Origin of the sequence: Streptomyces panaciradicis, from assembly GCF_023516615.1 — a bacterium.
Classification (GTDB): domain Bacteria; phylum Actinomycetota; class Actinomycetes; order Streptomycetales; family Streptomycetaceae; genus Streptomyces; species Streptomyces panaciradicis.
Window position 1 is genome coordinate 1 of sequence record NZ_JAMGBF010000246.1, and the last position, 11888, is coordinate 11888.

Genomic DNA, 11888 nt, shown 5'->3' on the forward strand with positions numbered 1-11888 from the left:
TGCGCGCGGACCAGCCGCCCGCCCCCGCCGCCGGTGCCGCCCGGCCGCGTTCCTGGGTGGAGCGCGTCGGGCGCTTCCGGGCCACCGCCTCCCCGGCCGCCGGCCGGCTCGCGGTCTACCTGGCGGCGGCCCCGCTGTGCCTGCCCGTCATGCAGCTCGTGCAGCGGACGATGCTGCCCGACTCCGGCCCCTCCGAACTGGCCGAGGTCCTGCTCAGCGGCCTGGTCAGCCGGGCCGGCGACGGGTACGGCGACGACGGCGCCCAGTGGTACCGGATGCAGCCCGACGTGCAGGAGGCGCTGCTGTCGACGCTCGGCCGCGACGAGGCCGTCCTCGTCCTCAAGTACTGCTCGGAGTACATCGAGCACCGCTACGGCAAGGGCGGCCCCAACTTCCCCGCCCTCGCCCTCGCCCAGCTCGGCAGCGGCGGCTCGGGACGGCCGTACGCACCCGGCGGCGGCTACCCGGGCGACAACGGCGACGTGACGCTCGTACCGCAGCCGTTCGCGGAGGTCGCGGCGCGCGTGCTGGAGCGGTTCATGCCGCTGCCCGAGCAGTTCGCGGTCTACGGCGGCCGGGCCACGCCCGGGCCGGCCGGTCCCCGCGAGCCGCACCGGGCGGTCGTGCGGGCCCGCTCGCTGCTCGAACGGTTCGACGACGAGGGCATGGTGCAGGACCTCATCGACGCCGTGCAGCTGCTGCGCGGCGCCGCAGAGCACGAGCGGCCCGTGGGCCGGGACCCCGAGCTGTGGGCGCAGTACGCGCGCTGCACGCTGCGGCTGTGGGAGGTGCAGGGCGGCCCCGAACTGCTGCGCGAGGCCGAACAGGCCGCCGAACGGGCCGTCGCGCACCCGCACGCCGTGCGCGAACGGGCCGTCCTCGCGCGCGTGCTGCACGCGGCCGCCACCGACCGCAGGCGGCACGGCGATCCGCACGGCGCGCTGGAACTGCTCAGCCGCGCCGACCGCGAGTACGCCGGGGCCTTCGCCGCCCCCGACCTCACCCAGGACGAGGCGCTCGCCCTCACCCTGGAACGGGTCGGCGCCCTGGAGACGCAGTGGAGTCTCGGCGGCGACAGCGCGCTGCTGCAGGGCGCCGTCGGCATGCTGGAGGCGTTCGCGGACGCCTGGCCCGACCGCAGCCGGCGACCGCCCGAACTCCCGCTGGCCCACGGCCGGATCCTGCTGCGGCTGGCCGCCGCGACCACCGACCCGCAGCTGGCCCGCGACCACGCCGAGCAGGCCGCCCGGTCGCTGCGGGACGCACTGGAGACCACCGGCACCGGGGAACCGGCGCCGGACGGCGTGCGCGTGCGGCGCGACCTGGCCGACGCGCTGCTGACCTCGGGCGGTTCGCTCGACGAGGCGCAGGAGCGGATCGAGGAGGCGCTGCGGACGGTCCGGGACCGGCAGCTGCGCTCCACGCTGCTGGTGCGCGCCGGGCGCATCGCCGTGGCCCGGCACCGGGAGACGGGGGAGACGGAGCACCTCCGCACGGCCGCCGACCGGTTCGAGCAGGCCGCCCACGGCATGCCCCGGGACGCCCCCGCGCACGCCGACGTCCTCGCCGAATGGGGGGAGACGCTGCTGCGGCTGGCCTCGCCGGAGACCGGCGGCAGGGCGCTCGGCTCGCTGTCGCACGCCATCCGCGTGCTGCGCGAGTGCCGTACCGAGACGGCGCCGGGAGACACCCGCCTCGCCCACCGCCTGCAGCTGCTGGGCCAGGCCCTGATGGCCCGCTACGGCACCCGGGGCGACCCGGTGGACCTGCGCGAGGCGGAGTACCTGTTCGGGCTGGCGGCGGCGGAGGCCACCCAGGCGATGACGGCCGCCCGCGCCCTGCTCGCCCTCGGGCAGGCGCAGTTCGAGGCGTACCGGGGCCTGGGCCGGCCCAGCCGCCTGGACGCGGCGGCCGACGCGTTCCGGGACGCGGCGGAGTCCGCACGGGAGGCCGAGGAGCAGGCCGAGACCGAGCGGCGGTGCCACGAGGCCGTGGAGTTGTGCGCTCAGGCGCACCACTGGCGGGGTAGGACCTATGAGGCGGCCGCGCGCCCGCGCGCCGCCCGCGAGGCGTACCGCGCGGCGCGCGCGGAGTGGCAGCGGCTGCCGGAGGACTGGGCCGGCACCGGCGCACCCACCGCGGAGCAGACCGCGCACAGGCTCGCGGAGCTGGAATGACGAGGGGGAGACCATGCAAGAGGAGTCGGCCGAGCAGCCCGCACCGGACGAGCCCGTCACGGACGTACTCGCCCTGAACCTGGCCGAGTTGCGGACCGTCGCGCACCCGGTGCTGCGTGAGGTCCTCGACGACCTGCGCGAGCGGGCCGCCCGGCCGGGCGAGATGCTCTGGGGCTACGGCAGCGCGTTCTGACCGGGGTCCGGCACGGGCGAGATCCGGTCAAATTCCTTTCACAGTGCACGAGTTCCCGGGGCAGGGGGTGGCTGAGTGTCGCACGACGTCGTTGGCGTCCGGCCGTTCCCGTTCCGGCAGTTCATCGTGAAGATGCACGGCCGCTGCAACCTCGCCTGCCGCTACTGCTATCTCTACGAGGGCCCCGACCGGACCTGGCGCGACCGCCCCGCCAAGGCGTCCTGGGCCGTGCTCGACCGCACCGCGGAGCGCATCGCCGAGCACGCGGGGGCCCACGGCTGCGCCGACCTCTCCCTCGTCCTGCACGGCGGCGAACCCCTCCTGGCCGGGGCCGGCACCCTGGCCCGCTTCACCGACCGGGTCCGCGCCCGCGTCCCGCACGGCACGACCGTCCACGCGGCCGTCCAGACCAACGCCACCCTGCTCACCGAGGCCCGGCTGACCACCCTGGCCGCGGCCGGCATCCGGGTCGGCATCAGCCTCGACGGCGGCCTGCCCGGCCACAACGCGCGCCGCGTCGACCACGCGGGACGCCCGTCCTGGCCCGCCGCCGCACGCGGCGCGCGGCTGGTCGCGGACCGCTTCCCGGCCTCGTACGCGGGCATCCTCACCGTCGTCGACCCGACGCTGGACCCGGTCGAGACCTACGACTCGCTGCTCGCGCTGCGCCCACCGGCCCTGGACCTGCTGCTGCCGCACGGCAACTGGTCGTCCCCTCCGCCGCACCTGGCCGGGGACCGCCACGGGCGGTGGCTGTGCGCCGTCTTCGACCGCTGGTGGCAGGCCGGACGGCGGGAGACCAGGGTCCGCCTGTTCGAGGCGTGCATCGCCCTCCTGCTGGGCCGGCCGGCCGCCACCGAACCGCTCGGTCTGGCCCCCTTCGAGACGGTCGTCGTCGAGACCGACGGCTCCATCGAGCAGGTCGACTCCCTGAAGTCGGCCTACGACGGCGCGGCCGAGACCGGGCTCGACGTCTTCCGGCACACCTTCGACGAGGCGCTGCGCCATCCGGCGGTGGCGGCGCGGCAGGCGGGCGCGGACGCGCTGGACGCCACCTGCCGGGCCTGCCCCCTGCTGCACGTCTGCGGCGGCGGCCAGTACGCACACCGCTACCGGGCCGGGCACGGCTTCACCAACCCGTCCGTCTACTGCGGCGACCTCCAGCGCTTCATCCGGCACGTGGCGCGCCGGCTCACCGAGGAGACGGCCAGGGCGGCCGCCGTCCCGGCCGAAGGAGGCACCCCGTGATACTTCCGCCGTTGACCGACCGCGCCCTCGCCGAGATCGGCGGCACGGGCGGCGGTCCCGACACGCTCGCGCTGCTCGTCCGCGACCAGGACACCCGGCGGATGCTGCTCCTGCGGGCCGTCCTGGAGGCGGCCGAAGCGGCCGGGGCGGACGTGTGCCCACCGGCCGCCCGCGAGCGGCTGCGGGCCGACTGGGCCCTGCTGGAGGCCGCGGAGGCGGCGCACGGCGCCCCCGCCCGCGCCGCCCTGTGCCACCCCCTCCTCGGCCCCTGGGCCAGGCGCTGCCTGCAGGCACTGACCGCCCCGAGCCGACCCGCGGACGCGACGCCCGCCCCGGACGCGGGCGAGGCCCCGGTCCCGGGCCCCTTCCCGCACACCAAGACCCGCCCGGACGCCGGCGCGGTCTCGGGCGCCGTCGCGCACTCCCGGGCCCGCCTCGACGTCGGCGGGGGCCCGCGTGCTCGCCTGGGTCCAGAACCGGGTCCCGAGCAGCGCCGACGCCAACTGTGGGCCGATCTTGCCCACTTCAGCGCCGTCGCCGCGGCGGTCGCGGCAAGGGCCGGGGTGGCGTACGCCGTGCGGCTCAGCGTCCACGGCGGGCGCCTCGCGCTGCCGGGTCTCGGTGCGCTGTGGGTCGACGGCCGTGAGCCGGCCGCCGTCGACGCGGTCCACCGGCACGGGAGGCTGACGCTGAGCCGGCCCGGCGCCGCCGACGTGAGCGTGTTCCTGGAGGACGGCTTCGGCGCCTGGTCGGACTCCCGCGACTGGCACCCGGCGTACGCACTGCCCGGACTGCTCCCGGACGGCGCGCCGCTGCCGCTGGAGGACTTCGACCCCTACCGGGCCGCGCCCGGCGACCCGCAGTGCTACGGCCTGACCGGCCCCGCCACCCTCGACGACGGCGAGCGCAAGAACTGGCTCCAGGCCTGGTCCGGCACGGCCGGAGCGCTGCTGCCCGCCGGGGAGGAGCGGCTGACCGAGGCGGCGACCCTGCTGCGCTGCCTGGTACCGCTCGCCACGCCCGACCGGGCCACGGCCGAGGCCCGGCGCGGCTCGTGCAGCGCCACCCGCAGCGAGGCGTTCGGCGCCGTGCTCAGCAGCACCCCGCCCGACGCCACCCGGCTGGCCGCCACCCTCGTACACGAACTCCACCACGCCAAACTCGCCGTCGTCAGCGAAATGGTGACCCTTCATCACGCCGACGGAGAAGCACGGTACTTCGCTCCCTGGCGGCCCGACCCGCGACCGTACGACGGTCTGCTGCAGGGCGCCTACGCCCATCTGGCGCTCGCCGACTTCCACCAGCGCCGGGCCCTCGACGGCTCCGACCGGGCGCACCTCGACACCGACTGGAGCCAGTTCGCCCGCTACCACGCACAGGTCGGCGCGGCGCTCCCCGCACTCGTCGGCTCCGCGGAACTCACCCCGCCGGGGCGGAGGTTGGTGGAGTTCATGGTCGCCGCGCACGTCCGCATGGGGGAGCATCCCGCGCCCCGCGCGCACGCCGTACGCGCCCTGGAGTACGTGCGCACCGCGCGCCGGCTGTGGGCGCGTCGGGTCCCGCGGGAGACGCGTGCGCCACTCGCGTGACCGGGCCGCCGCATTCGGCGGAGAACGTTCCTCCCGAAGGTGGTGATCGTTGCGCTTGGGGGAAAGGATGCGAACCACGAGCGTCGGCGGCGGTGCGTCGTGCGCCTTCCCGGAGCCGTGTCCAGCTTCTAAAATTTCGTGCGGGAGGCCGCTGCATGTCTGGAACTCGTAGGCCGGTCGGGTCAGCCGAGGGGAGGGCCGCGCGGCAGACCGTCACGATCAGCTTCGCCGGGTTCAACCGGGCCTGGGCGGCCTGGATCGGCGACCGCTTGGAGCGGCGCGGTCTACGCGTGGTGTACCTGCGCTGGGACGCTCCGCCGGAGGTCCCGCTCGCGGACCTGCTGCGCGGCCTGAGCCTGGCCGAGGGCCGGGTCCTCATCCTCGTCAGCGACTGGTACTTCAAGCTGGGCCCGCGCACCCACGAGGAGTGGAACGCCGCGCTCGGCGAGGTCGTGGCTCCGGACCCCTCCCGGTTCGCGGCCGTCTCGGTGACCACCGCTCCCATCCCCGCGGCCGCCGCGGTGCTCGCACCCGCCGACCTCGTCAACATCGGCCCCGACGAGGCCGAACGCCGGCTCGTCGAACGCCTCGACCTGCCCTTCGAACCGCTGCCGGAGTCCGGCGACGGCCGCCGCGCGCCGCGCTTCCCGTCCGCCATGCCCGAGGTGTGGGGCAACGTCCCCCGCCGCAACACCCGCTTCACCGGCCGCGAGCCCCTGCTGAACGACGCCTACCACCTGCTGCACGGCAGCGAGCCGGGGGCCGGCGTCCTCGCCCTCTACGGCATGTCCGGCGTGGGCAAGACCCAGCTCGCCGCCGAGTACGTCTACCGGTTCAGCTCCGAGTACGACGTGGTCTGGTGGATCAACGCCGAGAAACGCGTCTCCTACCGCCGCCAGCTGGCCGAACTCGCCCCGAAACTGGGCCTGTCGACGGGCGCCGAGTACGGCGAGCGGCTGCGCGCCGTCCGGGACGCGCTGCGCCGCGGCGAGCCGTTCTCCCGCTGGCTGCTCATCCTCGACGGCGCCGACGACCCCGACCAGATCTGGGACCTCGTGCCCACCGGACCCGGTCATGTGCTGATCACCTCCCGCAACCCCCAATGGGGCGAGCACAACAGCCAGTTGATGCAGGTCCCGGTCTACGCCCGCGACGAGTCCGTGGCCTTCATCCGGCGCCGCGCGCCCCGGCTGTCCGAGCCGGACGCCGACCAGCTCGCCGAGGCCCTGGAGGACCTGCCGCTGCTGCTGGACCAGACGGCCGGCTGGCTCAACGACTCCGACCTGTCCGTCGAGGACTACATCGCCCTGCTGGAGGGCGGCATCGACCAGGACGTCGTCAAGGTCTCCGCCGACTTCCCGGTCGCCTTCCAGACCGCCTGGTCGATACTGCTGAACAAACTCCGCGAGACCGTCCCCGAGTCCGTCGACCTGCTGCGGCTGTGCACGTTCTTCGCGCCCGGCTTCGTCCCCGTGCGCTTGCTGAAGGACATGCCGCACGACAACCTGCCCGAGCAGCTCACCGGGCTGCTCGAGGACCCGCTGCTGTGGAACCGGGCGATCAACCAGCTGCGCCAGTACTCGGTGGTGCGCCTGGAGTCCCACGAGTCGGCCGGCGAGCCCGGCTCCACCTCCGGCGAGTCGCTGTACCTGCACCGCATGGTCCACCAGATCGTCCGCAACGACATGCCGGAGCCGGAGCGCCGCGAGTTCATCGAGGTGGTCCGCGGCGCCCTGGCGGCCGCCGATCCCGGCCGCGCCACCGACACCCGGCTATGGGACACCTACGCCGAACTCGTGCCCCACCTCAAACACGCGGACGTCCTCAAGAGCCAGGACACGAAGGTGCAGCGGCTGGTCCTCAACTGCCTGCGCTACATGTACTTCGCCGGCGAGTACAGCTCGGGCGTCAAGCTCGGCGAGCGCGCCCTGCGCGCCTGGCGGACCACCCTCGGCGAGCACCACCCGCGGATCTGGGAGCTCACCTACCACTACGCCAACCTGCTGCGCTCCTCCGGCGACTACGAACGCACCGAGGCCCTCGAACGCAAGGCGGCCGACCACCTGCGCCAGGAGCGCGGCGACCGCGACCTGGACTATCTGCGGGCCGTCAACGGCCTCGGCGCCGACCTGTGGGGACTGGGCCGCTACGACGAGGCACTGGAGATCTACCAGTGGCTCTACCCGACCTACCGCGACCTGCTGGGCGAGGAGGACTCCCGCACCCTCAACGCGCTGAACAACCTGGGCTTCGGCCACCGGCTGCTGGGCCACTACCAGCAGGCCCTGGAGATCGACGAGAAGACGCTGGAGTCGCGTCGACGGCTGCTGAAGGCCCGTCACCCCTGGGCGCTGATGTCGGAGAACTCCTATGCCACCGACCTGCGGCTGCTGGGCCGCTACACCGAGGCGGAGTCTGTCCAGTCGAAGAACGTCCGCGAGTGCCGGCTCGTCCTCGGCTCCGACAACCCGCAGACGCTGCACGCCGAGCACAACCTCGCGCTGTGCCGGCTGCGCCTCGGCGACCGTACCGCCGCCGGGACCCTCCTGACGCGGGTCTTGGAGCGCTACGAGCGCAAGGTGGGTGAACGCGACACCAAGGCACTGGCCGCCGCCGTCAGCCACAGCTGCTTCGCCCGCGAACACGGCGACATCGACCAGGCCCGCGAGACCAGCGAGTCCATCATGGCCCGCTACGAGGCGCAGCTGATCGCCGGTCATCCGTTCATCGCCGGGGCCCGCGCCAACCACGCGCTGATCCTGCGCAGCGTCGGCGAGCGGGAGCAGGCCCATGTGCTCATCGAGCAGGCCCTGGCGGAGATGGGCACGGCCGTGGGGGAGAACCACCCCTACACGCTGGGCTGCGCCATCAACGCCTCCGCCCTGCGCAACCTGGTCGGCGACACCGAGGCGGCCGCCGAGCTGAGCAGGCAGACCGTCACGCGGGCCACCGAGACCCTGGGCCGCACCCACCCGCTCACCCTGTCGGCCCGGGTCGCCCTCGCGGCGGACCTGCGGGGCCTGCGCGACGTCCAGCAGGCCGAGAAGGTCGAGCAGGGCGCCCTGTCGGACCTGGAGTCCACCCTCGGCAAGCAGCACGTCCACACCATCTCGGCCCGCTCCCGCAACAGGCCGCACTGGGACTTCGAACCCCAGGCGACGTGACGCGGACGTCGTGAACGGCGAAGGGCCCGCCCCCGGGAAACCGGGGGCGGGCCCTTCGCCGTGTGCGGTGTCAGAGGCTCACGCCTCGAACACCTCCCGCACCAGCTGCTCCTGCTCCGCCTGGTGGCGCTTCGCGGAGCCCACCGCCGGGGACGAGGAGTGCGGGCGCGAGATGCGCCGCAGGCGCTCGCCGTGCGGGACGTCCGCGCCGACCGCCAGGTCCAGGTGGTCGATCAGGTTGAGCGCGATGAACGGCCAGGCACCCTGGTTCGCCGGCTCCTCCTGGGCCCACAGGTACTTCTCGGCGTTCGGGTACTTGGCGATCTCGGCCTGGAGCTCGGCACCCGGCAGCGGGTACAGGCGCTCGATGCGGATGATCGCGGTGTCCGTGATGCCGCGCTTCTGCCGCTCGGCCTCCAGGTCGTAGTACAGCTTGCCCGCGACGAACACGACCTTGCGGACCGAAGCCGCGTCGACCGAGGTGTCGCCGATGACCGGGCGGAACTGACCCGAGGTGAACTCCTCCGTCTTCGACGCGGCGGCCTTCAGGCGCAGCATCGACTTCGGGGTGAAGACCACCAGCGGCTTGTGGTGCGGGTTGTGCACCTGCCACCGCAGGAGGTGGAAGTAGTTCGACGGGAGCGTGGGCATGGCCACCGTCATGTTGTTCTGGGCGCACAGCTGGAGGAAGCGCTCGACGCGGGCCGAGGAGTGGTCCGGGCCCTGGCCCTCGTAGCCGTGCGGGAGGAGCAGGGTGACGCCGGAGGTCTGGCCCCACTTCTGCTCGGCCGCCGAGATGTACTCGTCGACCACCGTCTGCGCGCCGTTGACGAAGTCGCCGAACTGCGCCTCCCACATCACGAGCGCGTCGGGACGGGCGAGCGAGTAGCCGTACTCGAAGCCCATGACCGCGTACTCGGAGAGCAGGGAGTTGTAGACGTTGTAGCGGGCCTGCTCCTCGGCGAGGTACTGCAGCGGGGTGTACTCCTCGCCCGTCTCGCGGTCGATGAGGACCGCGTGACGCTGGCCGAAGGTGCCGCGCTGGGAGTCCTGGCCGGACAGGCGCACCGGGGTGCCCTCCAGCAGCAGCGAGCCGACGGCGAGGGTCTCGCCCATGCCCCAGTCGATCGTGCCGTCCTCGACCATCGACGCCCGGCGCTGCAGCTGCGGCAGCAGACGCGGGTGCACGTGGAAGGTGTCCGGGATGTTGACCTGGGACTCGGCGATCCGCTTCACGGTCTCGGTGGAGATCGCGGTGTTCACGGCGACCGGGAACTCCGCCTGCGGGTCCGACACCGGGCCCGAGGCGGGCTGGGCGGTGATGGCCTCGCGGACCTCGGTGAAGACCTTCTCCAGCTGGCCCTGGTAGTCCTGCAGGGCCTGCTCGGCCTCTTCCAGGGTGATGTCGCCGCGACCGATCAGGGACTCGGTGTACAGCTTGCGCACCGAGCGCTTCTTGTCGATCAGGTCGTACATCAGCGGCTGGGTGAAGGCCGGGTTGTCCGACTCGTTGTGACCGCGGCGGCGGTAGCAGATGAGGTCGATCACCACGTCCTTGTTGAACGCCTGGCGGAACTCGAAGGCCAGCCGCGCGACGCGGACCACGGCCTCCGGGTCGTCGCCGTTCACGTGGAAGATCGGGGCCTCGATCATGCGGGCCACGTCCGTGGCGTACATGGACGAGCGCGAGGACTCGGGGGCCGCGGTGAAGCCGACCTGGTTGTTGATGACGATGTGGACCGTGCCGCCGGTGCGGTAGCCGCGCAGCTGCGACATGTTCAGGGTCTCGGCCACCACGCCCTGGCCCGCGAAGGCCGCGTCGCCGTGCAGGGCGATCGGCAGGACGGTGAAGTCCGTGCCGCCCTTGTTGATGATGTCCTGCTTGGCGCGGACGATGCCCTCGATGACCGGGTCGACCGTCTCCAGGTGGGAGGGGTTCGCGGCCAGCGAGACCTTGATCTGCTCGCCGTCCAGGCCGGTGAAGGTGCCCTGGGCGCCCAGGTGGTACTTCACGTCGCCGGAGCCGTGCATCGACTTCGGGTCGAGGTTGCCCTCGAACTCGCGGAAGATCTGCGCGTACGACTTGCCGACGATGTTCGCCAGGACGTTCAGCCGGCCGCGGTGGGCCATGCCGATGACGACCTCGTCCAGGCGGGACTCGGCGGCCGAGTCGAGGACCGCGTCCAGCAGCGGGATGACCGACTCGCCGCCCTCGAGGGAGAAGCGCTTCTGGCCGACGTACTTCGTCTGCAGGAAGGTCTCGAAGGCCTCCGCCGCGTTCAGCCGGCGCAGGATGCGCAGCTGCTCCTCGCGCTCCGGCTTGGCGTGCGCGCGCTCGACACGGTCCTGGATCCACTTGCGCTGCTTGGGGTCCTGGATGTGCATGAACTCGATGCCGGTGGTGCGGCAGTACGAGTCGCGCAGCACGCCGAGGATGTCGCGCAGCTTCATCATCGACTTGCCGGCGAAGCCGCCGACGGCGAACTCGCGCTCCAGGTCCCACAGGGTGAGGCCGTGCTCGGTGATGTCCAGGTCGGGGTGCTTGCGCTGGCGGTACTCCAGCGGGTCGGTGTCGGCCATGACGTGGCCGCGGACCCGGTAGGAGTGGATCAGCTCGAAGACGCGGGCGGCCTTGGTGACGTCGTCGTCGTGGCTGGCGTCGATGTCCTTGAGCCAGCGGACCGGCTCGTAGGGGATGCGCAGCGCCTCGAAGATCTCGTCGTAGAAGCCGTTCTCGCCGAGCAGCAGGTTGGCGACCTGGCGCAGGAACTCGCCCGAGGCGGCGCCCTGGATCACCCGGTGGTCGTAGGTCGACGTGAGCGTCATGACCTTCGAGATGCCGAGCTTGTTCAGGGTGTCCTGGCTGGTGCCCTGGAACTCCGCCGGGTAGTCCATGGAGCCGACGCCCATGATCACCGACTGGCCGGGCATCAGCCGCGGCACGGAGTGCACGGTGCCGAGGCCGCCGGGGTTGGTCAGGGAGACCGTGACGCCGGTGAAGTCGTCCATCGTCAGCTTGCCGTCGCGGGCGCGGCGGACGATGTCCTCGTAGGCCTGCCAGAACTCGAAGAAGTTCAGCGTCTCGGCCTTCTTGATGGCCGCGACGACGAGCTGGCGGTCGCCGTTGGGCTTCACCAGGTCGATGGCGAGGCCCAGGTTGACGTGCGCCGGCTTGATCAGCGTCGGCTTGCCGTCCTTCTCGCCGAACGCGTGGTTCATCGACGGCATGGCCTTGATGGCCTGCACCATCGCGTAGCCGATCAGGTGCGTGAAGGAGATCTTCCCGCCCCGGGCCCGCTTGAGGTGGTTGTTGATGACGATGCGGTTGTCGAACAGCAGCTTCACCGGGACCGCGCGGACCGAGGTGGCGGTCGGCAGCTCCAGGGAGGCGTTCATGTTCTTCACGACGGCGGCGGCGGGGCCGCGCAGCGTCACCAGCTCCGGGCCGTCGGGGGCCTGGGCGGCGGGCTCGGCCTTCGCCGCCGGCTTGGCGGCGGCGGGCTTGGCCGCGGCGGGC

Annotated in this window: 5 protein-coding genes and 1 pseudogene; 5 read left to right on the forward strand and 1 reads right to left on the reverse strand. The window is 73.0% G+C overall.

Annotated elements, in window-relative coordinates:
• The 5 genes and pseudogenes from M8J74_RS42670 to fxsT all read left to right on the forward strand — a co-directional run.
• Positions 1 to 2177, forward strand: a pseudogene (locus tag M8J74_RS42670) (SAV_2336 N-terminal domain-related protein); the annotation flags it as partial.
• Between the two features lie 13 nt (positions 2178 to 2190).
• Complete coding sequence (gene fxsA / locus M8J74_RS42675) at positions 2191 to 2370, forward strand: FxSxx-COOH cyclophane-containing RiPP peptide (RefSeq protein ID WP_249841544.1); 180 nt, start codon at positions 2191 to 2193, stop codon at positions 2368 to 2370.
• Between the two features lie 132 nt (positions 2371 to 2502).
• Positions 2503 to 3618, forward strand: coding sequence for an FxsB family cyclophane-forming radical SAM/SPASM peptide maturase (locus M8J74_RS42680; protein ID WP_249841548.1), 1116 nt, complete (start codon positions 2503 to 2505; stop codon positions 3616 to 3618).
• The gene (locus M8J74_RS42685; protein ID WP_249841545.1) at positions 3615 to 5207 is read left to right on the forward strand and encodes an aKG-HExxH-type peptide beta-hydroxylase; all 1593 of its coding nucleotides are present in this window, start codon (positions 3615 to 3617) and stop codon (positions 5205 to 5207) included. The genes M8J74_RS42680 and M8J74_RS42685 overlap by 4 nt, the downstream gene beginning before the upstream one ends.
• A gap of 155 nt (positions 5208 to 5362) precedes the next feature.
• Positions 5363 to 8371 carry an FxSxx-COOH system tetratricopeptide repeat protein gene (fxsT, locus tag M8J74_RS42690; RefSeq protein WP_249841546.1) on the forward strand — a complete coding sequence of 1003 codons (3009 nt, stop codon included), beginning with the start codon at positions 5363 to 5365 and terminating at the stop codon, positions 8369 to 8371.
• Between the two features lie 78 nt (positions 8372 to 8449).
• On the opposite strand, the gene M8J74_RS42695 is transcribed toward fxsT, so the two are convergent.
• The coding region (locus M8J74_RS42695) for a multifunctional oxoglutarate decarboxylase/oxoglutarate dehydrogenase thiamine pyrophosphate-binding subunit/dihydrolipoyllysine-residue succinyltransferase subunit (protein ID WP_249841547.1) at positions 8450 to 11888 on the reverse strand (3439 nt) is incomplete at its 5' end.

Excerpts from the sequence above, each read along its gene's own strand:
- fxsA (WP_249841544.1), top strand. The coding sequence starts at position 2,191 with ATGCAAGAGGAGTCGGCCGAGCAGCCCGCACCGGACGAGCCCGTCACG.
- fxsT (WP_249841546.1), top strand. The coding sequence starts at position 5,363 with ATGTCTGGAACTCGTAGGCCGGTCGGGTCAGCCGAGGGGAGGGCCGCG.
- M8J74_RS42680 (WP_249841548.1), top strand. The coding sequence starts at position 2,503 with ATGCACGGCCGCTGCAACCTCGCCTGCCGCTACTGCTATCTCTACGAG.